Source organism: Allobosea sp. GW822-FHT05A11 (assembly GCF_058800455.1).
In genome coordinates this window covers 20,802-42,537 of sequence record NZ_JBXAMI010000001.1, presented here as the reverse complement: position 1 = coordinate 42,537, position 21,736 = coordinate 20,802, and the positions used below count along the sequence as shown (strand labels likewise).

The following is a 21,736-nucleotide window of genomic DNA, read 5'->3' as shown; positions in this document are numbered from 1 at the left end:
GAGGCGGCCGGAACCGCCCGCCGACTCCCGCCCTGCGAACCAGGGTCTTGCCAGTCGTATATTCAAATCTGAAATAGAATTCCAGAATGAACTTTCATTGTTGGCGCGATCCGGCTATGTCCTGTCGCCATGGATTGGGAGGAAGCCGATGCGCTACGCCGTCACCAGGATCACGCCGGAAGTTGGAGGCCTGCCGAAGGTTCTCGCTGGAATCGAGGCGTCGCTCACCGGCAAGAGTCTTTCGGGAAGGCTGCTAGGCTGCTTCACCGCCGAGATCGGCGTACTGAATCAGATTTTGATCCTCCAGTCCTACGACGAAGACGCTGCGCTAGCGGAGGACCGCTCGCGGGCTCTCGTGGATGGCAGCCTCTTCGGGGCGGCCGAGCATTTTCGCGAGTTCGAGACAACGACCTATATGCCGTTCGACTTCGTTCCGCCGATCGAGCCCGGCAAGCACGGCCCCGTCTATGAAATCCGCGTATACGGCGTGAAGGCATCGGGCCTCAAGCCGACGATGGATCTCTGGAGAGATGCGGTGCCGGAGCGCGCAAAGGTGTCGCCTCTGCTCGGGGCCATGTATGCCATCGATGGCTCGCTGCCGCGCTTCCTCCATATCTGGCCGTTCGCTTCGCTCGACGAGCGCATGGCCAAGCGGGCCGAATCCGTCGAGCGAGGCATTTGGCCGCCGAAGGGCGGCCCGGCGCATCTGACCAGCCTGAGCTCGGCCATCTATCTGCCGACCGCCTTTTCCCCATTGAGCTGAGGGCGCGGCGTCATGCGCGTGTTCATGACCGGCGGCACCGGCTTCATAGCCGCATGGCTGATCCGTCGACTTCTGGCGCGGGGCGCGGAGGTACGGGTTCTCGATATTGCCTCTGACAGCGGCGCCGTGCGGAACATTCTGGGAGATCTCGCTGCCCGCGTGGAATGGCGGGTCGGCGACGTGCGCGATGGCCCTCTCGTGCATTCCGCTGCCGAGGGATGTGACCGCGCGATTGCGATGGCCGGCATCCTGACGCCGGCCTGCCGGGCCGACCCAGTTCGAGGTGCCGAGATCAACCTGATCGGCACGCTTAACGTCTTCGAGGCGGCTTTGCGCCAGCGCATGGCACGTGTCGTTTATGCGAGCTCGGCCGGCGTCTTCGGTCCTGACAGCGGCAGTATTCCCTTTCCAACAACCCATTACGGTGCGTTCAAACTCGCCTGCGAGGGCAGCGCCAGGGCGTACTGGGCGGATCACAGCATGCCGAGCGTCGGCTTCCGGCCCTACATCGTCTATGGGCCGGGCCGCGGCGAGGCCGGTGCGAGTGCAGGGCCTACCTTGGCCTGTCGGGCAGCGGTGCAAGGCCTGCCTTACGAGATCGACTATGTCGGCCCGTCCGGACTCGTCTACGTCGACGATGTGGCGGCGGCCTTCGAGGCTGCGCTCATGAGCACCTCGTCGGGCGCCCACGTCTTCACCCTTGCGGGCAGGACCGTGACCGTCGACGAGGTTATCGCCGAAATCACGCGGCAGGTACCCGGAGCCAAGATCGGTTCGCGAGGGCAACCGATGCCCATCGCACCCGAGCTTGCGCCAGACGACATCGCCTCGCTTCTGCCCGGCCTCCCCGAAACCAGGCTCGCGGAGGGGATCGCCGCCACCCTCGCCTATTACCGCAACCAGGACATCAAGGCATGAATCGCCCGATTTCGCTTGCCCACCTGACCGTCATCGAGCTCGATCCACCGGACGTGATCAGCGCCGCCGCCGAAGCTGGTTACAGCCATGCCAGCCTGCGCCTGTCCCCTGCATCGCCGGGCAAGGAGGCGCAGTTCCCGATGATTGGCGACACAGCGATGTTTCGCGAGACGCAGCGGCGGATCGCCGAGACCGGCGTCAGCCTGTTCGATTTCGAGATCCTCCGTATCAACCGCGACACGCTCCTGACCGATTTCCTGCCAGTGATCGAGACAGGCGCGAAGCTGGGCGGCAAATTCGTGCTGGTCGCCGGCGATGTCGAGGACGAGCCGTTCATGACCGACCGCTTCGCCGAGATCTGCGAGCTCGGGGCCCCCTTCGGGATCGGCATGGGTTTGGAGTTCATGCCATGGACCGGGGTCAAAACGCTGGCATCCGCTCGGCGCATCGTCGAGGCGACGAATCCGGCAAACGGCTACATCATCGTCGATGCGATCCATGTTGACCGCGCCGGTGAAACGGCTGCGGATGTGGCGGCGATGCCGAAGCACCTGCATTGCTATTTTCAGATCTGCGACTTGCCGGCGGAGCGCCCGAAGGACGCCGAAACGATGATCTACCAGGCGCGGCAGGCGCGGCTGCCCCCTGGCGACGGCGGCCTTGATCTGACTGGGATGCTAAAGGCTATTCCCCCTGATCTGCCGATCAGCGTTGAGATCCCCATGGCAGAGCTCGCGAAAACGATGCCCGCCGTGGCGCGCGCGCGGATGCTGCGGGAAAGGACCGAGGCGATGCTTCAAGCAGTCGCGGTCAGCGCTCCCGCCTGAAGCATCGCTTCGCCATCATCAGGTTCGAGATCAGATGGATATGAGCGTTCTTTCCGAGGAGGCTTGCGACCTTTTGGTCATCGGCTCCGGGGCCGGTGGCCTTTCGGCTGCCGTCGCCGCAGCCTGGCACGGGCTTGAGGTTATCGTGGTCGAGAAAGAGCCGGTCTTCGGTGGCACCACTGCCTGGTCCGGCGGCTGGATGTGGGTGCCGCGCAACCCACTCGCCCAAGAGGCCGGAATCGCGGAGGATCAGCAAACCATTCGGACCTATCTGCGCCACGAGCTTGGCAACCACTACGAGGAGGCCCGCATCGGCGCCTTCCTCGCTGCGGCGCCCGAGATGGTCGCCTTTTTCCGCCAACACACCGCCGTCCAGTTCATCGATGGCAACAAGATCCCGGACATGCACGGCAACACTCCGGGTGCTGCACAGGGCGGGCGCTCAGTCTGCGCCGCTCCTTACGATGGACGGGAGCTCGGGCCGCTGGCCGGCAAATTGCGGCCACCGCTGCCGGAGATCTCGCTGCTTGGTATGGGCATCGCCTCAGGTGCCGATTTCGCGCACTTCCTCAATGCAGCTCGCTCGTGGAAGTCTTTCGCTCACGTCGCTCGGCGCATCGGCCGGCATGCTCTGGATCTTGCGCTTCAGGGCCGGGGGGCACAGCTCGTCAACGGCAACGCGCTGGCGGCGCGGCTCCTCAAGTCGGCCGATGATCTCGGCGTGGACCTGCGGACGCAGGCGCCGGCCCGTCGCTTGCTGAGCCGGGACGGCGTCGTGACAGGCGCTGCCGTCGAACAGGGTGGCCAGGAAATCCGCATTTGGGCACGGGCGGGGGTTGTTCTGGCCTGCGGAGGCTTCCCGCATGACTATGAGCGATTGAAACAGCTCGTGCCTCACAATCCCGAAGGTCGCGCGCATTGGTCGGCAGCGCCGTCCACCAATACGGGCGACGGCTTACGGCTCGGCGAAAGCGTTGGCGCGCTGGTTGATGCTCGGCTCGCCGCGCCTTGCGCCTGGGCACCGGTTTCGCTCGTGCCGCGTAAGGACGGCTCATTCGGTCATTTTCCCCACTTGGCGGAGCGGGCGAAGCCGGGTCTGATCGCCGTCACGGCCGATGGCCGTCGGTTCGTCAATGAGGCAGACAGCTATTACGACTATGTGGATGCGCTGTTGAAGGCCATTCCGGCGGGTGCGGAGCCGATCTCTTGGCTCATTTGCGACCACCGCTTTCAGCGCCGCTACGGCCTTGGCTTCGCAAAGCCTGCGCCGCTGCCGCTCGCTCCCTACATCGCCAGCGGCTACCTCAAGCGCGGGAAGACGCTTTCCGAACTCGCACATAACTGCGGCATCGACCGGGACGGACTGGCTGAAACGGTGGCGCGCTACAACAAGACGGCCGCGCACGGCCGCGATCCGCAGTTTCACCGCGGTGAGACTCCGTATAATCGGATGGGTGGCGACGCGACCGTCAAACCCAATCCTTCCGTAGCGCCGATCGAGCGGGGTCCTTTCTACGCCGTCAGGATCGTGCCGGGCAGTCTCGGGACATTCGCCGGATTGAAGACTGACGCGCGAGCGAATGTCCTCGACGCAGAAGGCCGCACGATTCCCGGGCTATTCGCCGTCGGTGCCGATATGGCGAGCATAATGGGGGGTACTTATCCCGCCGGCGGCATCAATCTTGGGCCAGCCATGACGTTCGGTTATGTCGTCGGGCGCGATGCCGCGCAAAAATTCAAGAGCGAAAAAGCGAGGGCTCGATCGTGAGGTTCGAAGGGCAGACGGCGATCGTCACCGGTGCGGCGCGCGGAATCGGGCTCGGAGTCGCCAAGCGGCTGGCAGCCGAGGGAGCGCGCGTAGCACTCTGGGATCTGGACTGGAGTAGCTTCGACCGACATACGGCGGGCTTCGAGCCAGCCGATCTTCGGGAGGCCGACGTTTCGGATCTGCCATCGATCGAGGCAGCGTTCTCAGCGTCGTTGGAGAAACTCGGCCAAGTCGATATTCTCGTCAACAACGCCGGCATCAATGGGCCGATCGAGAAGAGTTGGAACTACCCCGTCGACGCCTGGCACAAGGTGCTGGCAGTGGATCTGAACTCGGTCTTCTTCTGCTGCAGGGCAGCTGTTCCGCATATGATTGAGCGACGCTATGGCCGCATCGTCAACATCGCCTCGATCGCCGGCAAAGAAGGGGGAGCGGGGCTGAGCGCCTACTCGGCGGCAAAGGCCGGGGTCATCGGCTTCACCAAGTCGCTGGCCCGCGAACTGGTTGAAAGCGGTGTGCTTGCGAATTGCATCGCTCCGGTCATCGCCGAGACGGACCTTCTGAAGCAGCAGACTCCCGAGTTCACCGCGGCAGCCAGAGCGAAGATTCCGATGAACCGCTTTCTCACGGTCGAGGAGATCGCTGCGACAGCTGCATTCGCGGCCAGCCGCGAATGCAGCTTTACGACGGGCTTCACTTTCGATGTGTCCGGTGGCCGCGCTACATATTAACTGGCGACGCAAACGCTAATGCGAAACCGATCCGCGCCTGAAGGCCGGGCGGCGAGGAACGTTAGTAGGTTAGCCGGCCTTGGTGACAAAACCATTCGCTGTCGAATGGCCTGCTATTAGATGCGGGCCATGGCGCAAATTGACCAGCGCTGCGTAGCGAAAAGGATAGGCTGTAGATCGACGCCTCATGGCGAAGTTTTTGTGCCAGTGGCACGGCCGCAAGGCTATGCACTGCGCTGCGCATGGCTGGGACTGACAGCCCTTCCACGAGCAGGACAAGGTCGTAGCCGCCAGCGTCCTCGTTACGGCGAAGACGCTTTTCCTCGCTTTCGATATTCGTCAGTACTTGATCAATCTCGCCAAGCCGCGCCCGCGCAATCGCCTGCTGTTCCAGTAAGCCAGAACAGATTGTATGGAGCTGGGTCCTTAGTGTTTCGTCGCCGTTGCTTGCAATGCGGATGCACGCACTAACGCCTGACAGGCCAGTTCCCATTTCCCATCGCTTCTCGCACAGGGCACGGTGAATGCGCGAGTAGCGCGGCATCAAGCGGCGTGTCCATTCGGTTGGCGAGTCGAGGCGGGCTTGGTAGTCCGGCGACCGGAAAGCTTCGCGATCCTTGACGTCCAGGAAGCAACAGAAGCGCTGTCCAGGCCCCTCGATCAGTTCGTGACGCTCAGCTGAGACAAAGCCCGGCAAAGCAAGGCGTTCCGGCAGATGCTCGAAGCTGTGCCAACGCAGATATTCCTCGACATAGCTGTCCTCGACATCGTGCCAGATGCCAAGCAGGGCCGTGGTCGCGGAAGCTGAAGGCATGGCGGAGCGCTTTCTCGGTCTCGTGCGACCCGGGTCGCGATAAAACACAAAACCGGAATACCATACCAGTTTTCATATTGAAATCGGTTCAAGGATGTGTTCACGTTTCTCCCATCGGCCAAGGAGCCGCCCGGGAGGTTCGTGATGCAGCGAGTGAAGTATGCTGCGGTGGGCTGCAGCGGGATGGGGCGCCGCCATCTCCACGGCTATGCAAAGCTCCGGGACAGCGGTCACGGCAATATCGAGCTTGCTGCTGTTTGCGATCTCGACGCCAGCCTTGCAAATGCCCTGGCCGACGAAGCCGGCTCGCTGACGGGCTCTCGCCCGCCTGCCTTCACCAGCGTGGCGGAGATGGTCGCCTCGGTGCCCGGGCTGGAGGCAGCCGACATCACAACCGACGCGGGCTCTCATCTGTCGGTTTCACGTGCCTGCTTGGGAGCCGGCTTGCATGTCCTCTGCGAGAAACCACTTGGCCTGACCGTCGCCGAGTGTCGCGAAATCATTGAGGCTGGCCGGACGGCAGGTCGGATTGTGTCGGTCGCGGAAAACTTCCGCCGGGACCCGATGAACCGGCTGGTCAAAGCCCTGATCGATGACGGTGCAATTGGCGCCCCTCGCCTGATGCGAGAGGAGTCGATCGGCGGTACCGACCTCATCGTGACGGCGCCATGGCGCCACTTCAAGCATACCGGGACGGTCATCGTCGATTCCGGCGTGCACAACGCCGACATCATTCGGTTCTACCTCGGCGAGATTGTCAGCGTTTACGGCGAAAGCAGGCTGCATGAGCCTTTGCGGCGGCCACAGCCGCAGGTGGATGCTGCAGCAGCCCAGCGGGACAGCTGGTGGGGCGCCCGTTCACAGCTTCCGGCCATTACGAAGGCGACCGGCGAGGACGCCATCTATGCGCAGATCCGCTTCGCATCCGGCGCCATTTGCCAGTGGGTGCTGGACCGCGCCGGCCATGGTCTGCCGCGCGACGAACGCGTGATCTACGGAGCCAAAGGCTCGATTGCCGCCCCAGGTGACCGCAATGGCAGACCGGTAGTGCTGCACCTCGACGGCGGCCTGTCCATCACGGACGAGCGCATCCTCGATTTTGCTCCGAGCTACCGATTGAACCCCGTTGCCGCGACGCTGTTCGGCGATGCGCGGCCCTGGCGCTACGACTTCGGATTCAACGACGTCGACCAAAAGCTGCTGGCACTTCAACTTCACGAGCTCGCCGATTGCATCCGGCAGGGCACGGCGCCCGAGGTCACGGGTGCCGAAGCAATGGCGGATGTCGCCTTGGCCTATGCGCCAGTGGAGTCCGGCAGGCTGGGCCGGGCCGTGACGATGGACGAAATTTTGAACGGCAGCGCATCGCCTTACCAGGATGAAATCGCGGCACTCAGGCGCTCGGCCTGACTGACCCCCGTACAGGAAACGAAGCCATCTCTCAGAGCGCACTCCTTGTCGCGGCCGAGCCGCCTCATCGCTCCTGGTCACCTCGGCTGGCGCAGAGGCTTGGCTGGCTTGCGCTTCTACTGGCGGTGCTGGCCGTCCTGGTCGTGCTGCCCTTGCTCGCGCTCATCTTGCGAGGTTTCGTCGCGGTAGAGGGCGGACGATCATCCGCCAGCCTGGAGTCCTTTCAGAAGGTGCTGGGCGATGCGAGCTATTGGGTCGCGATGGGCAACACGCTCGTTGTCTCGATCGGTTCGATGCTGCTCGCGGCCGTCATCGGCACGCTGCTGGCCTGGTGCCTGGTGCGCACGGATGTGCCGGGCCGTCAATTCCTCGAAAAGGCGGCGGCGATGCCGATTTTCATCCCGCCTTTCATCGGCGCTTTCGCCTGGATCCTCATCGGCGCACCGCGCATCGGTCTCCTGAATCTGTCCTTCCGCTGGCTCGACCTCGGTCAGCCTTTCAACGTCTATTCCTATCTCGGAATCATCTGGGTGATGGGCATCTACATCGCCCCTTACGTGATGATGATCGTCGCCGGCGCGCTCCGGAATATGGATCCGACCCTTGAGGAGGCGGGCCAGGTTGCCGGCTTGAGCCGCCTGCGCACCATGCTGGTGATAACCTTGCCCGTCGTCGCGCCGGCGATCCTGTCGGGCGCGGTCCTCGCCTTCGTCGTGGGCATCGGACTCTTCGGGACGCCGGTCCTGCTCGGCATGGCCCGCGAGATCTATCTCGTCACCTCGCGCATCTATCTCGAACTGCAACAATATCCGCCGGACGCTGGCATCGTTGCTGTTCTGGCGATCTACCTGATGCTGCTCTCCGTCTGTGCTAACGCGATTCAGCGCCGCATGCTGCGCGGCCGGTCCTACGTCACGCTCAGCGGCAAGGGGTTCAAGTCTCGGCTCGTGATGCTCGGCAGCTTGCGCATCGCGGTCGCGGCGGTGATCTGGCTCTATCTCGTTCTGACGGTGCTGGCACCTGTGGCACTGATCACGGCCGCGGCCTTCTCGACCTACGCATGGTCCGGGATCTTCACCTGGAAGCATATGCAGTTTCTGGTCGAGACCGTCGACGTTCGCACCACTCTCGCCAACTCGCTGATCATCACTGTGGTCGCGGCGACGGCAACGACGGTCCTCGGAATCCTGATCGCGTGGGTGACGACCCGCTCGCGCATGCTGGGCAAGCAGCTGATCGAAGACGTGGTCCTGCTGCCGATGTCGGTTCCCAGTCTCGCATTCGCGCTCGGGGTCTTCTTCTTCTGGCTCTGGATACCGGGGGGACTCTACGGAACGATCTGGATCATCATCGTGGCGCTGATCGGGCGCTATGCCAGCTACTCGGTACGTTCGATTTCGAGCAGCCTGATCCAAGTCCATCCCGAACTGGAGGAGAGCGCGCGCATCTGCGGCCTGAGCTGGGCGGGCACGCTGCGCAGGATCACGCTGCCGCTCATCCTGCCGAGCATCGTGGCCAGTTGGGTGATGGTCTACAGCATCTTCGTTTCCGAGCTTTCGATCGTTCTGCCGCTCTACACGGCGGAAACACGCACACTCTCGATTCTCTCCTTCGACACCTGGTCGATCGGGCAATTTTCGCAGGTCGCGGCGCTTTCGCTGCTGCAACTCGTGATGGGAGTGGGGGTAATGGCGGCCGTGGGCCTGATCAACCGCCGCAAAGCCATGGTGGTGCCATGAGATCGGATCCATTCGGATGAGCGTCGTCGTCTCAAGCCTGTCAAAGCATTTCGGCTCCGTGCGAGCGATCGACGATCTGTCGATCGAGTTCCGCGAAGGCGCGATCTCGGTGCTCCTCGGAGCCAGCGGCTGCGGCAAGACGACCACCCTGCGCTGTATCGCCGGACTTGAGCAGCCGACCTCGGGACAGATCTCGATAGGCGGCCAGACCGTCTTCGCCTCCGCCCGCGGTATCGACCTGCCACCGGAGCGGCGCGATCTGGGCATGGTTTTTCAGTCCTATGCGATCTGGCCGCATATGACGGTCCTGGAGAACGTCGCATTGCCGCTGCGGGCGAAGAAGCGTCCGGCGGCCGAGGTGGCGGAGCGAGCCCGCGCCACATTGACCTCGGTCGGACTGGGTCAGCAGATCGACCGAGGCGCGACGCAGCTCTCCGGCGGACAGCAGCAGCGCGTTTCCATCGCGCGCTGCCTCGTGGCCGACCCGCGGTTGATCCTGATGGATGAGCCGCTCTCGAACCTCGACGCCAAGCTGCGCGTCGAGATGCGGCATGAGATCAGGCAACTGCAAAGAAGGCTCGGCGCGACGATCCTCTTTGTGACCCACGATCAGGAAGAGGCCATGTCGCTCGCCGACGAGATCATTCTGTTCGACAAGGGCAAGATCGTACAGCGCGGCGCTCCGGAGGAACTCTATTTCCGGCCACAAGTCCGATATGTCGCCGACTTCCTGGGCAAGGCCAATCTGCTTCCCGTCACCGCCCGCCCGGCCGCGGGCGGGCTCGAGGTCGTCGCCGACGGCGGACACGTCCTTGCGAGCGGCCAAGTGTCTGGAATGGATGGCGGAGGGCGCGCTCTGGCAATGGTCCGGCCGGAGGCGTGGCGCATCGGCCCGGTTGATGCGGAAGGGCTAACGGGGCGTGTGGAGGAAACAACCTTCATCGGCGACCGGCGAGAACTGCTCGTCCAAACACCGATCGGCCGGCTCACTGTGATGACCCTGGGCATGCGCAGCTTCGGCACCGGCGAAGGGTTGAGCCTCACCGTCGAGCCCGAATTCCTGCACCTGATCGCGGAGGCTGCATGATCTCCGTGCGTCCGTTCGAGGATACGAGGCCATGCTGAAGGCGGGAAACGGCTTCTTCGCCATGTGGGCTGGCATCGCTCCCGACGTGGCCGCGGCTTTCGAGCTGATGCATGCGCGTGACCACCTTGCGGAGCATCTCGCCTATCTCGGTGAAGGCGGCATTCTCTGGGCGAGACGCTATGGCGAGGGACAAGGCATCCTGCCGCCGAACTTCGCATTCTACGGCATGCGGGATCTGGATCGCCTCACCGGCCCGGGTTCGGCCGAGCGCAAGGTCTTCGAGACAGAGTTCTTCAAGGCCATCCGCCCGCATTATCGCGACCGCATCGCCCATCATTGCCGCGTTCTTGGCAGCGCCGGGGCCGGAACCGGCAGTGCCGTAGCGACCTTCCTGCTCGATTTGCGTGCCGAAGACGGCGCGCCCGCACAAATCGCCGATCGATTGACATGCCTTCCTTCGGTCACGGCTGCCCATATCGGCGCGGTCGATTGGGGAGTGCCGATCCGCGCGGGCGGGGTGCCACCCTCCTGCCCGCCCGGTGACGAGCGGCTCGGCATTGCTGTTGTCGAAGGGTTCTCGCGCTGGCGGGTGGCGGGCGAATTCGCGTCGATAACCGAAATCCTCAGCCAAGCCGGGACGATCCGCTCGGCGGGGCACTACGGCTTTAGCTACGCACTCGATTACGCCGAGATGCCCGGTTTGCGTCATCACCGCCGCGACCATGAGGTCGATCCGCAGCAACCCTGACGCCGCAACGGCAACGAACCAATCGGCCGTCAGAAACCAAAGGGAGGAATGAGATGAGCTACAAGATCGATCGCCGGACCTTGCTTCGCACGGCAGCGATGTCATCTGCGGCGTTGGCTCTCGCAGGCCGAGGGGCGGTGGCGCAGACCTCCGATGCTGCCCTCGTCGAAGCCGCGGAAAAGGAAGGGCAGCTGGTCATCTATGGCGATCTCTTCACCGTGCAGATCATGGTGAAGAGCTTCAACGCCGCATATCCGAAGATCAAGGTCACCACGGCGACGGGCGACGCCTGGCAGATCCTCAACCGTTTTATCTCGGAAAACAAGGCCGAGCGGCCGGTCATGGATGTGTTCTGGCAGGCCGAAGACACGATCATCACCGCGGACGGCGCCGGCATGCTTGGCCCGATCAATTTCGGCGACAAGGCCAGCCTGCTCAGCTCAGCGATCCCCGCTACCGGCAATTATTTCCGCGGCAACGGGCAGCTTTGCCTCTTCGCCTGGCACAAAGACCAGATCGGCAAGAATCCGACGCCCAGAGATTGGACGGATTATATCGAGCCACCCGCTGCATGGGACGGTCTCGTTGCAACCACGAACCCGGCCTCGTCTTCGGCGACCTTCGCTGTCATCGCCGCGCTCTACCAGCACTACGGCCAGGACAAGGGCGGGGCTATCCTCAAGGGGCTGCGCAAGATCAACACTGAGCTCGTCGCATCGATGGGTGTGCTGACCACGAAGCTGCAGACCGGGGAGCGCCCGATCGACTTTTTCACAAATTCGAACGCCACTGCCGGATTGCTCGGTCAGGGCGTTCCGGTCGCAGTGAAGATTCCCGAGTCTGGCGCGGTCGCGCAGTTCAATGCGGTCGCGGTCAGCAAGATGGCTCCGCATCCCAACGCGGCGAAGTTGTTCGTCGAGCATGCGCTCGGCAAGCAGGCCCAGACCGACCTGCTCCAGGCGAAGGCCTACTCGGTTCGCAAGGATCTCGCATCACCGGATGGGCTACCGTCGCTGGAGGAGGCGAAGCAGCTCAAGCTCGACCTCGTCCAGGCGCTCAAGGACCGCGATGCGATCCTCAAATGGTGGTCCGCCAGCACGGGCTTCAACATTCGCTGACGCATCGCCCCCGCCGCGCGGCTGGACAGCCGACGTGGCGGGGATCGCCTTCTCTGTTCAACTCGGACGACACCCATGGCTCACGCACTGAACCTGCATGATTTCTCCATCGCCAACCTCACGGTGGGAGGTGGCGATCCGGTCGCACTCATCGAGGCAGCAGGCGAAAGCGGGTTCGGCGCAGCCGGGCTCGTGCTGCGCACGGCGATGAACAAGCCGCTGAGCCATGAAATCATCGGACGGCCCGAGACGATCCGGGCCGTCAAGGCCGCCTCGAAAGCGACCGGCGTTAAGGTGTTTGATGTCGAGGCCTTCGTGTTACGGCCCGACGTCAATGCGGCGAGCTTCATCCCGGCGCTCGAAACAGGCGCCGAGCTCGGAGCCACGCATATCTCGTCGATCGGAACGGAGGTCGTCGGCAACGACACTTTTCTGTCCGAGGCCGAGCGGATCGACTTGTTCTCGCAGCTTTGCGAACGGGCCAAGCGTTTCGGGCTGCATGTCGGGGTCGAGTTCATGCGCTATCGTGACATCCCCGACCTCGGCGCTGCGCTAGCACTGATCGACGCGGCCGGTGTCGGCAACGCCGGCATCATTTTCGACGCGCTGCATTTCCATCGCACCGGAGGAACTCCCGAGCAGATCGCCGCGGTCCCGGCATCGCGCATCGCCTATATTCAGCTGTGCGACGCTGGTCCGCAGGTGCCACGGCTTGAAGATCTTCCCACCGAGGCGCGGGGAGGACGCCTGCATTTGGGTAACGGCGTCATCCCATTGGATGCCCTACTCGATGTGCTGCCGAACGGGCCACAGATGGTAATCGAAACCCCCGTGGCCAGCGAGGCGGCCCTGACCCTGAAGGAAAAGGTGGTCAGCGCCGCCGAACACATCGTTCGCTTCGCCGCCCGGCGAGCGGCAGGCAATGCCGCAGCCGGTTGATGCAAGCGTTCGCCGTGCCATAACGATGCTGGTCACTCAGCGCGCTTGCGATCTTTCGAGGTCAGGAACGTGCGACGCTTGCGAGTAAGGCCCTGCACGCAGCACCGGCGCGCCGTGCCTTCTCAAGGTCGTTGTCACCATAGGCCCGACTCGGAGCTTCCAGCGCGATCGGCCTTCCTGGGGGCAAAGCGCTCAGGAAGGCCGAAAGCGAAAGGCCACCGTCACCGGGATAGAGCCTGGCTTCACGCGCCTCGGTGCGCAAGCCGTCTTCGCCCGGAGACGCTGCGAGTGCATCGCAGAGATGACCATAGGCAACGAGCTCAGGGTCGATAGCGGCAAGATCGGAAGCGTCCCCTCCGGAGCGATTGAGATGCAGAGCGTCGACGAGAAGGCCAGCATTGTCCTGCCCGGCATCTTTCAGGATCGAACTCGCATACAGCAGCGAATTCAGCGCCGTATAAGGAATGAACTCGAACCCGACGCCCATGCCGTACTCGCGCGCCATCGAGCAGCATTCAGCCAGCCGGTCCGTCATCCTGTTCCTGTCCGGATCATTGCCGGCGACCAGCAGATTGCGAGCCCCTAACTCCGCTCCGGTTTCGAGTACCGGCCGCAGGAGCTGTGGTTGTGTCTGTGGCCAAAGCCAGACGGCCTCGACATCCAGCAGCGTGAGCCCGCTCGTCTGCAAGGATGTTTTGACCTCACGGCGCAGGCCGGCATCCGTGACGACCGGGAAGAAGCTTCCCTCGGGTGCGGGGTCGATCAGACGAAGCCCCACTGCATCGAAACCGCCTGCTTCGGCGAGCGAGATCAGCTCCAGCGGACCTGCATGCATGAATGTGAGATGTGCAAGGGACAGCATGGTGGCGCTCCCAGAATCGATGAGGGCGCCTGACTGCGTCGCCTCTATTGTTCTTACCTATAAATCAGTTCATAGATGCGATCAATTGCTGTGACCCGGAACAGGAGGTCGTCATGCTGGACATGCTCAGCGGCGAGACAAGGGTGTTCGTGATCATCGGTCATCCTATCGCCCAGGTGAAGGCACCTGGCGGCATGACGCGCGGTTTCGCCGAACGCGGCCGGAATGCCGTCGTAATCCCCATTCACGTTCTTCCGGAGGACGTCGACCGTTTCATCGATGCGTTGGGGCCCATTCGTAACGTCGATGGCATCATCGCAACCGTCCCGCATAAATTCGCTGCCCGGCGGCATTGCAGAGTCGTTTCAGAGCGCGCGGATTTCCTTGAATCGACGAATATCGTCAGACGACATCCAGACGGAGGCTGGTACGGAGACATGAGCGACGGGCTTGGTTTTGTCCGCGCCATGATGCAGACGGGCTGCCAGCCGGAAGGGAAGCGTGCGCTGCTTATCGGCGCCGGCGGAGCAGGCAGCGCCATCGCCTTGCAAATGCTTGATTCAGGCGTCGCTGAGCTGGCTATTCACGATAGCGACATGGCTCGGCGCGATGGACTGATCGCCAAGCTGCTCAAGGTCCATCCCGGGAAGGTTCGCGCGGGCTCGATGGATCCATCAGGGTTCGACATCGTCGCCAACGCGACGCCGATGGGAATGAAGGCGGGCGATCCGCTGCCAGTCGAGGTCGACAAGCTGAAATCCGGTGTTTTCGTCGGCGACGTGATCACAGCGCCGGAGGTATCTCCCTTGCTGGAAATCGCGCGAAGCGTGGGTTGTCGCACGCAGACTGGCGTCGGAATGTTCCTGGCGCAGCGAGAATTGATGCTCGACTTTCTCGAAGGCAAGGCGATCTGAACAATTCACTGCGGGAGGGGTAAGGCTCAATCCACTCCGGCACGTTGTCTGATCAGCTTGACGGCCATTTCCAAGGCTGTGAGGCAGCGCTGCTTCAATTCCGCATCGTACCTCGCTACCGGGAGTGCGATGTTGATGGCCGCAAGCGGAAACCCTGAGCGGCTAAGGATCGGCAGCGCCATCCCCGCGATCCCCGGCGTGAATTCCTCGGTGACGAAGGCAACGCCGCCGCGTCTGATCTCCGCAATCTCGTTATCAAGCGCCGCCACGCTTCCGATAGTCCGAGGCGTAATCGCCTCGAAATGCACCCGAGAGAGATAATCCTGGCGCATCTCGTCGGGCAGGTAGGCAAGCAGAGCCTTTCCTCCCGATGTCGCATAGAGCGGCGCCATGTCGCCGACACGCATTGAATAATGCAACCGATGGGTGCCATTCGCCGTCGCCATGACTTCGGAATGGTCTCCTTTGAGAACATTCAGGGCGCAAGTCTCGCTCGTCGTTCTAGCGATTTCCGCGAGCACGTTTTCAGCGACCTCGACCAAGTCGCGTGTCTCGGCACTCCGTTGGCCCAAGGCAACCACGGCCGGCCCGAGGAAATACCCCTTTCCGATCGGGTCATACTCGAGATAGCCGCGGTTAACCAAAGTTTTGAGCAGCTGCGTGAGGCTACTTTTAGGGATCCCGAGTTGAGCCGCAATTTGAGTATGGGTCTGCGCGGCATTCCACCGGCGGAGATATTCGAAGAGGTCGAGGACCCGCATCGCGGACTTTACAGAGCCGAGCTCGGCAGGTGGCATAAATTAATCCCGTTTCTTCGGTCGCCTGCGACGACCCGTCTCTCTGGCCGACAACTTAGACATGCTCTTCGCCATCTTCACTATGCCCGGTGTCGCGGCATTCGAGAAGCTCTAGGTTGACACAGTCTCATGAACAAGTTCTCATATAAAAACTAATTTCTCGTCGACGGAGTTCAGAATGAGCGACGACTGGAAGGAACGCCTGCTTATCCGTGAGTTGGTGGAGAACTGGGCTGTTTGGCGTGACGCCGGGGATTGGGAGCGATTCCGCACCGTTTGGCACGACGACGGACGGATGATGGCAACCTGGTTTCAGGGAACGGCGGACGAGTTCATAAAGGTCAGCCGCGAGGGTTTCGAGAAGGGTGTGAGCATCCTTCACTTCCTCGGCGGAATGGGAATCGACATCGCGGAAAACCGCGCGATTGCACAGACGAAAATGACGATCAACCAGCGCGCCAGCGTGGATGGAGTGATCTGCGATGTCGTTTGTACCGGACGATTCTACGATTTTTTGGAGAAACGCCAGGGGCGATGGGGCGTGGTGCTGCGGCAGCCGATCTACGAGAAGGATCGGATCGACCCCGTAGATCCCTCTCAGGCTCCAGCGCTCGATAGGCAGCGACTCGAAAGTTTCCCAATCGGCTATCGCCACCTCGCCTATCTGCAGTCCGGTCTGGGTTTCAAGGTCAAGCCGGACATGCCCGGCCTGACCGGGCGGCTCGTCGAAGATCTCTACCGGCGTGGGCAGGCCTGGCTCGAAGGCAAGCCGCTCGAAATGGCTCTGCGCCCGCCTGAATGAGAATGCGGGAGGCCCAATGCGCGAGTTCGTCTACAATGCGGCGCCGGCCAGAATCCTATTTGGGAGCGGCACGAGACAGCGTTTGCCGGATGAGGCGGAACGCCTAGGTCTGGAGCGGCTGCTCGTACTGTCAACGGCCGGTCAGGAGGCCGTCGGGCGCAGTATCGCGGAGATTCTCGGGAGCCGGGCCACCGGTCTCTTTTCGGGTGCCGCTATGCACACGCCTGTCGCGGTCACCGAGGAAGCACTCGCCGTGGTCGCCGCCTCGAAGGCTGACGGCGTTGTCGCGGTCGGCGGCGGCTCGACCACAGGACTCGGGAAGGCGATCGCGCTGCGCACGGGATTGCCCCAGATCGTGTTGCCGACCACCTATGCGGGATCGGAAATGACGCCGATCCTTGGCGAGACGGAGGGCGGCCTGAAGCGAACACAGACCACCGCGAAAGTCCTGCCTGGAACGGTGATCTACGATGTTGATCTGACGCTGAGCCTGCCACCGTCGATATCGTCCGTTTCCGGCATTAATGCTATCGCCCATGCCTCAGAGGCGCTTTACGCGCGAGACGGCAATCCCGTCATCGAACTGATCGCTCAGGAGGGAATTCGAGCCCTCGCCGCAGCACTGCCCCGTATTGTCGATGAACCGCGAAACGGCCCGGCGCGGGCGGATGCACTTTATGGCGCTTGGCTTTGCGGCCTATGTCTGGGCGCCGCGGGAATGGCGCTGCACCACAAGCTGTGCCACACGCTAGGAGGCAGTTTCGATCTGCCTCATGCCGAAACCCATACCATCGTTCTACCTCATGCACTGTCCTACAACGCGCAGGCGGCGCCGCGTGCTATGGCGTGCATCGCCTCCGCCCTCGGCTCGAAGGATGCTCTGTCGGGGCTGTCCGCGTTGTTGGAGCGCTTGAAATTGAAGCGATCCTTGGCGGAGATTGGAATGCCGGAGACCGGCATATCGCGCGCCGCGGATCTTGCTACCGCCAATCCATACTGGAACCCGCGCCCCGTAGAGCGCGATGCGGTTTATGAGCTGATCCGCCGCGCCTACGCTGGAGAAGCGCCTCGAGCTGATTTTTAGAGAAGACTGATCCGCGCCGCTTGGTAGGTCGTCCCGTTGCATGGGATGGGCCGCCTCTGCCCGCATCGCAAGGGAGGAGATCGTGCGAAACTTCGACGAGAATTCGATCACAAAGGCAGTGCTCGATCGTGTGGCCAACGCCTCGGACGGCCGCACGCAACAGATCAGCCAGGCACTGGTGCGACATCTCCATGCCTTCGTGAAAGAGGTCGAGCCCAGCATGGGTGAGTGGGAGGCGGCAATCGGCTTTCTCACCCGAACCGGGCACATGTGCGACGACAAGCGTCAGGAGTTCATCCTGCTGTCAGATACGCTCGGCGTTTCGATGCTGGTGGACGCCATTAATCACCGTGGCACCGCTGGTGCGACCGACACGACAGTGCTGGGGCCATTCTATGTGCAGGATCCAGCGGTGTTTCCCCTGGGGTCGGATATTTCGGACGGAATGAAGGGCCAGCCTCTGTTCGTTTCCGGAACGGTCTCGTCTACCGACGGCGCACCGCTAGCCGGCGCGGCAGTCGATGTCTGGCACTCCGATGAGGATGGCTATTACGACGTGCAGCAGATGGAGGAATTGGGCGGGCTTTCGATGCGCGCGCGCCTGTTCACCGATGAGCAAGGCAGGTTTCACTTCTGGACCATCAAACCAGCCGCCTATCCGATCCCGCATGATGGCCCAGTCGGACAGATGCTCGATGCGCAGGGCCGCCATCCCTATCGGCCGGCGCATGTTCATTTCATGATTCACGCGGAAGGCCACGACACTCTTGTGACACATGTCTTCGTGGCGGGAGACGAGTATCTCGACTCTGACGTCGTATTCGGCGTCAAGGATTCACTGATCCAGGAATTCGTGCGGCATTTCCCGGGAGAGGCCCCGGACGGGCGCATTATGGGCCGCGAATTTCACAGCCTGCGCTACGATTTTCGTTTGAAGCGGCTCTCCGCTTCGGCCGCCTGAAGAAAGCGGCAGGGAGGCCGTCCGCGATGCCCATCAAAGGTAATGCCTTCGTCGCCATCTGGCACGATATCCGTGCAGAGTCCGAAGTTGAGTACAATCGCTGGCATACCCGCGAGCACATGCCCGAGCGCCTTAGCATTCCGGGCTTCATGCGTGGACGGCGCGGGGTGGACTGGAAACGGGACAGGCATCGCTATTGGACGCTATACGAGGGGCCGAATCTCGATGTTTTCGGATCACCTGCCTATCTCGAGCGGCTCAACAACCCGACGCCGTGGTCACAGCAAATCCAGCCGGCCTTCTTTCATTTCATCCGCTGTGGTTGCGAGGTGCTTGTCTCTCTTGGAGAAGGTCTTGGGGGCGCGATGGCGACTTACCGGATCAGCTTCGATTCGATCGGCGAGGACGGCTTCCGCCGCGCGGCACGTCCTGTCGCCGAGCAGATCCTCGGTCTCGACGGGATCAGCAGCGTTCACATCGGCTTGGCGCGCCCGGAGAGCACTGGCGCCAAAACGAGGGAGACAGCGCTGAGAGGGACGACGCAGGACGGTTTGTTCGACGCAGCGATACTCGTCGACGGAATCGGCCGCTTGGAACTGGAGGCCGCGCTGCCGCAAATCTCCGCCGCCTTGGCTAGACACCAGCTCCGGCCCGCACCGGACGATGTCGCAGTCTATGATCTCGCGTTTGCTCTGGATTCCATGAACCAGGGCTAAAGCCGGCGATGGCTGGGCCCCTCATCTCCGTGTGAGAGGCTCTCGAATGGATAGGCTCAACATGAGAAATCGGCCTCTTCAGATTGGAATACTGGGCGCGGCCAACATCGCGCGCAATTTCATCGCGGGGGTGACGCCTTCAAAAATGCTCACCGTTGCGGCGGTCGCGAGCCGTGATCCCGCAAAGGCGGAGGCTTTCGCCCGGGAGACGGGCGTCCCGCGCTTTCATGGTTCCTACGAAGCCCTGCTCGCAGATCGAGAAATCGATGCGGTCTATATCCCGCTTCCCAACAGCCTGCATGCCGAGTGGGCCATTCGAGCGGCCGAAAGCGGAAAACCGATACTGTGCGAGAAGCCTTTAGCAGTCACCGGCAAAGAAGGCCGCCGCATGTTTGCCGCGGCCAGGGCCAACAACGTTCCGCTCGTCGAGGCTTATCCCTATCTCGCTCAGGTCCAGACGGCAAAGTTGCGCGAGATGATCGCCGCCGGTGCAATCGGCAAGGTCAAATTGATCCGATCGTCCTTCGGCATAACCTCGGTCGATCCCGCCAATATCCGGCTTAGTCCTTCGCTGGGCGGCGGCGCCTTGCTCGATGCGGGCAGTTACGCCATGAGCCTGATACGCATCGTAGCCGGCGAGAGACCAGCACGGGTTCAAGCGGCGGCAAGCTTTGCGGCAAACGGTGTCGACCTCACCACAATCGCAAATATTGCCTTCCCGAGCGGATTGCTCGCCCAGTTGTCCTGTTCCTTCGAGACGGGCTACCACCGCCATGCCTTGATTGGCGGGGACGGGGGCGTGATCGAGACAAACTTCCTGAACCATCCGCCAGCCAGCGGGCCGGCGATCCTGCAGGTTAAGCGCGGCATCGCTTTCGGTGCGGCATTCGAACCGCTGGATGTGCCGGACGGCAATGGCTTCTTGCGCGAGGCGGAGTCCTTTGCCGCAAGCTTGAGCAATGGCCCATTGCAATGGACGGGAGCCACCGAGGCGGAATCGCTCGACATCCTGGACTCGCTCGACGCCATTCGCGCGAGCGCGCAAACCGGCGCGTGGGTAGAACTCTCGGAGTAGCAATGCTGAAGGGGCAAGGACTGCTCTCGCTGTGGAACGGCGTCGATCCACACCGGCGGGACGAATACAACCTATGGCACACGCGCGAGCATGTTCCAGAACGGCTGGCCGTGCCCGGCATGATGCGCGCACGGCGCTATCACCGCGGCAATGGGCCACTTCCAGAATTCTTGACGCTCTACGAACTGGAAAGCAACGCGGTGCTCAGCAGCGCGTCGTATCGGGCTCTGCTGGAAAACCCAACGCCATGGTCGCAAAGCATGCGGCCGTCCTTCCGCGGTTTCTTTCGCGTCGGCCATCTTGCAGTGTCAAGTCAGGGCGGAGGCATCGGAAGTGCCTTGATGGCAACAACCTTCGATGCGGCCTCGGTCCCTGCAGGTGCCTGGCAAGAGCTTGCCGGGCGCGTGCTTCGTGAGACTGCGGCGACAGCGATCCATGTCCTGAAGAAGGATCCGTCGGTCGCCCCGGTGCCATTTACGGTGCCATCGGCAGGCGGTGCGGCCTATGCCGACAGCGGCGCGATCATGATCGAATGCCATGATAGAAGCCGGCTCGATGAAATTGCCGGTATGATCGATCCTGCGCTCGACGCGGAGGGCCTTGCCCCGGTTCGCGCGGCGTGGACAGGTTATGATCTCGCCTATTCGCTCGACAGGGATGAGTTGACTGTGGTCGTCCCCGCATCCCGGCCGGAGGTCTGAGCAGGCGGATCGTTGCTGGCTCCTTTGGAGTGTCGGGAGATCGCGTGCAGCAGCATGCGCTGCAGATTCAGGGCTGGTCTTGGGAGGGAAACGCCGTCGCGCGCGATGATGCCGACAGTGCGTCGAATTTGCGGAGCCGTGATCGGCAAAATACGAATGCCGGGCGCTGATGCGATCGCCAGGCGAGGCAGCACCGTGACGGCGATGCCGTTTGCAACGAAACAGACCGCCATGTTGACGCGCTGCACCTCATAGGCCCAATCCAACCGCTCCCCGAAAGTGCCGAGGCTTTCGCTAAGCATGAACCCGTGGCTTGTCGTTGTGGCGACGCGGGCCAGCGGATAGCCGACGAGATCAGCCCAGTTCAGTTCCACGCGCTCCGCGAGCGGGTGCCCGATCGGCACAGCGGCGACGAAGTCCTCCTCGAACAGCGCGCGGGATTTCTGAGTCCAGAGCTGCGCGCCTAGAATGGTCAAGGCGAACTGTGCCTCGCCAGAGGAGACACGCTCGCGCAAAGCCGCCGCGGGCTCGTCAAAAACGGTGATCGAGACCTGCGGATAGCGCTGCCGGAATTCTCTCAGAACCCCGGGCAGGAAATGCTCGCCGAGCGAGCCGAGACAACCAACCGAAACCTTTTGCTGCGCCTGTCGGCCCTGGCGTTTCAGGTTCTCGTATAGAGTGCTCAGTCGAAACAGCGTGTCTCGTGCCTCAGGGAAGAACTCTTGTCCCGCTCTCGTCAGAGAGAGAGAGCGTGTAGTGCGCTGAAACAGCGTGACGCCGACATCCTCCTCAAGCTTGCGAATGCGGTGGCTCAAGGCAGTTTGCGACAGCCGCATTGCTTCGGCTGCACGACGAAAGCTTCCAAATTCGGCGATCTGGATGAAGGCTTCGAGCCCGGAAACATCCATCGCATCAGCCTCGATTGAGCAATCTTGTTCATGAATAGGGCTTTTAAATTCATT

General features: G+C 62.4%; 22 protein-coding genes. 18 read left to right on the top strand and 4 right to left on the bottom strand.

Features of this window, described 5'->3' with window-relative positions; genetic code table 11:
- The first annotated feature begins 148 nt into the window (after positions 1-148).
- From AC1RLU_RS00225 to AC1RLU_RS00205, 5 genes are read left to right on the top strand one after another with little or no spacing between them, the layout of a single operon-like run.
- Positions 149-763, top strand: coding sequence for an NIPSNAP family protein (locus AC1RLU_RS00225; protein ID WP_091856713.1), 615 nt, complete (start codon positions 149-151; stop codon positions 761-763).
- A 12-nt stretch (positions 764-775) separates the two neighbouring features.
- Positions 776-1,681 carry an NAD-dependent epimerase/dehydratase family protein gene (locus AC1RLU_RS00220; protein ID WP_492793398.1) on the top strand — a complete coding sequence of 302 codons (906 nt, stop codon included), beginning with the start codon at positions 776-778 and terminating at the stop codon, positions 1,679-1,681.
- Complete coding sequence (locus tag AC1RLU_RS00215; protein WP_492793397.1) at positions 1,678-2,508, top strand: sugar phosphate isomerase/epimerase family protein; 831 nt, start codon at positions 1,678-1,680, stop codon at positions 2,506-2,508. The genes AC1RLU_RS00220 and AC1RLU_RS00215 overlap by 4 nt, the downstream gene beginning before the upstream one ends.
- A gap of 40 nt (positions 2,509-2,548) precedes the next feature.
- Positions 2,549-4,276 (top strand): FAD-dependent oxidoreductase, encoded by a 1,728-nt coding sequence (locus AC1RLU_RS00210; RefSeq protein WP_492793396.1) that lies wholly within the window; start codon positions 2,549-2,551, stop codon positions 4,274-4,276.
- Positions 4,273-5,007 carry an SDR family NAD(P)-dependent oxidoreductase gene (locus AC1RLU_RS00205; RefSeq protein WP_492793395.1) on the top strand — a complete coding sequence of 245 codons (735 nt, stop codon included), beginning with the start codon at positions 4,273-4,275 and terminating at the stop codon, positions 5,005-5,007. Before AC1RLU_RS00210 ends, AC1RLU_RS00205 begins: the two co-directional genes overlap by 4 nt.
- Positions 5,008-5,068: 61 nt before the next feature.
- Here the strand turns inward: AC1RLU_RS00205 and AC1RLU_RS00200 are convergent, their stop codons facing one another.
- Positions 5,069-5,821: a hypothetical protein gene (locus AC1RLU_RS00200; RefSeq protein ID WP_492793394.1), complete on the bottom strand. Its 753-nt coding sequence runs from the start codon at positions 5,819-5,821 to the stop codon at positions 5,069-5,071.
- Positions 5,822-5,965: 144 nt separating this feature from the next.
- Here AC1RLU_RS00200 and AC1RLU_RS00195 point away from each other — a divergent pair, with 144 nt between their 5' ends.
- The 6 genes from AC1RLU_RS00195 to AC1RLU_RS00170 all read left to right on the top strand — a co-directional run bounded on the left by AC1RLU_RS00195 (position 5,966) and on the right by AC1RLU_RS00170 (position 12,862).
- Positions 5,966-7,231 (top strand): Gfo/Idh/MocA family protein, encoded by a 1,266-nt coding sequence (locus tag AC1RLU_RS00195; protein ID WP_139163507.1) that lies wholly within the window; start codon positions 5,966-5,968, stop codon positions 7,229-7,231.
- 125 nt (positions 7,232-7,356) lie between these two features.
- A complete protein-coding gene (locus AC1RLU_RS00190) occupies positions 7,357-8,970 on the top strand; it encodes an ABC transporter permease (RefSeq protein WP_492793393.1) in 1,614 nt (537 codons plus the stop codon).
- 16 nt (positions 8,971-8,986) lie between these two features.
- Positions 8,987-10,057: an ABC transporter ATP-binding protein gene (locus AC1RLU_RS00185; RefSeq protein ID WP_492793392.1), complete on the top strand. Its 1,071-nt coding sequence runs from the start codon at positions 8,987-8,989 to the stop codon at positions 10,055-10,057.
- Positions 10,058-10,088: 31 nt separating this feature from the next.
- On the top strand, positions 10,089-10,805 hold the full coding sequence (locus AC1RLU_RS00180) for a hypothetical protein (protein WP_492793391.1): 717 nt from the start codon (positions 10,089-10,091) through the stop codon (positions 10,803-10,805).
- Positions 10,806-10,858: 53 nt separating this feature from the next.
- Positions 10,859-11,923 carry an ABC transporter substrate-binding protein gene (locus AC1RLU_RS00175; RefSeq protein WP_492793390.1) on the top strand — a complete coding sequence of 355 codons (1,065 nt, stop codon included), beginning with the start codon at positions 10,859-10,861 and terminating at the stop codon, positions 11,921-11,923.
- A gap of 75 nt (positions 11,924-11,998) precedes the next feature.
- Positions 11,999-12,862 carry a sugar phosphate isomerase/epimerase family protein gene (locus tag AC1RLU_RS00170; RefSeq protein ID WP_492793389.1) on the top strand — a complete coding sequence of 288 codons (864 nt, stop codon included), beginning with the start codon at positions 11,999-12,001 and terminating at the stop codon, positions 12,860-12,862.
- Between the two features lie 61 nt (positions 12,863-12,923).
- On the opposite strand, the gene AC1RLU_RS00165 is transcribed toward AC1RLU_RS00170, so the two are convergent.
- The gene (locus AC1RLU_RS00165; protein WP_492793388.1) at positions 12,924-13,724 is read right to left on the bottom strand and encodes a sugar phosphate isomerase/epimerase family protein; all 801 of its coding nucleotides are present in this window, start codon (positions 13,722-13,724) and stop codon (positions 12,924-12,926) included.
- 113 nt (positions 13,725-13,837) lie between these two features.
- Here AC1RLU_RS00165 and AC1RLU_RS00160 point away from each other — a divergent pair, with 113 nt between their 5' ends.
- The gene (locus AC1RLU_RS00160; RefSeq protein ID WP_492793387.1) at positions 13,838-14,638 is read left to right on the top strand and encodes a shikimate dehydrogenase family protein; all 801 of its coding nucleotides are present in this window, start codon (positions 13,838-13,840) and stop codon (positions 14,636-14,638) included.
- A 26-nt stretch (positions 14,639-14,664) separates the two neighbouring features.
- Here the strand turns inward: AC1RLU_RS00160 and AC1RLU_RS00155 are convergent, their stop codons facing one another.
- Complete coding sequence (locus AC1RLU_RS00155; RefSeq protein ID WP_091856702.1) at positions 14,665-15,435, bottom strand: IclR family transcriptional regulator; 771 nt, start codon at positions 15,433-15,435, stop codon at positions 14,665-14,667.
- Between the two features lie 178 nt (positions 15,436-15,613).
- On the opposite strand from AC1RLU_RS00155, the gene AC1RLU_RS00150 reads away from it, so the two are divergent.
- From AC1RLU_RS00150 to AC1RLU_RS00125, 6 genes are all read left to right on the top strand, one after another.
- A complete protein-coding gene (locus tag AC1RLU_RS00150; protein WP_492793386.1) occupies positions 15,614-16,237 on the top strand; it encodes a nuclear transport factor 2 family protein in 624 nt (207 codons plus the stop codon).
- 16 nt (positions 16,238-16,253) lie between these two features.
- Positions 16,254-17,321: a maleylacetate reductase gene (locus tag AC1RLU_RS00145; protein ID WP_492793385.1), complete on the top strand. Its 1,068-nt coding sequence runs from the start codon at positions 16,254-16,256 to the stop codon at positions 17,319-17,321.
- A gap of 82 nt (positions 17,322-17,403) precedes the next feature.
- On the top strand, positions 17,404-18,282 hold the full coding sequence (locus AC1RLU_RS00140) for an intradiol ring-cleavage dioxygenase (RefSeq protein WP_142113734.1): 879 nt from the start codon (positions 17,404-17,406) through the stop codon (positions 18,280-18,282).
- Between the two features lie 26 nt (positions 18,283-18,308).
- Positions 18,309-18,998 (top strand): hypothetical protein, encoded by a 690-nt coding sequence (locus AC1RLU_RS00135; protein WP_492793384.1) that lies wholly within the window; start codon positions 18,309-18,311, stop codon positions 18,996-18,998.
- Between the two features lie 46 nt (positions 18,999-19,044).
- A complete protein-coding gene (locus AC1RLU_RS00130) occupies positions 19,045-20,073 on the top strand; it encodes a Gfo/Idh/MocA family protein (RefSeq protein ID WP_492793383.1) in 1,029 nt (342 codons plus the stop codon).
- A 2-nt stretch (positions 20,074-20,075) separates the two neighbouring features.
- Complete coding sequence (locus AC1RLU_RS00125; RefSeq protein ID WP_492793382.1) at positions 20,076-20,774, top strand: hypothetical protein; 699 nt, start codon at positions 20,076-20,078, stop codon at positions 20,772-20,774.
- On the opposite strand, the gene AC1RLU_RS00120 is transcribed toward AC1RLU_RS00125, so the two are convergent.
- Entirely contained in the window at positions 20,714-21,682 is a 969-nt protein-coding gene (locus AC1RLU_RS00120) for a LysR family transcriptional regulator (protein WP_492793381.1), read from the bottom strand. The genes AC1RLU_RS00125 and AC1RLU_RS00120 overlap by 61 nt on opposite strands.
- Positions 21,683-21,736 lie beyond the last annotated feature (54 nt).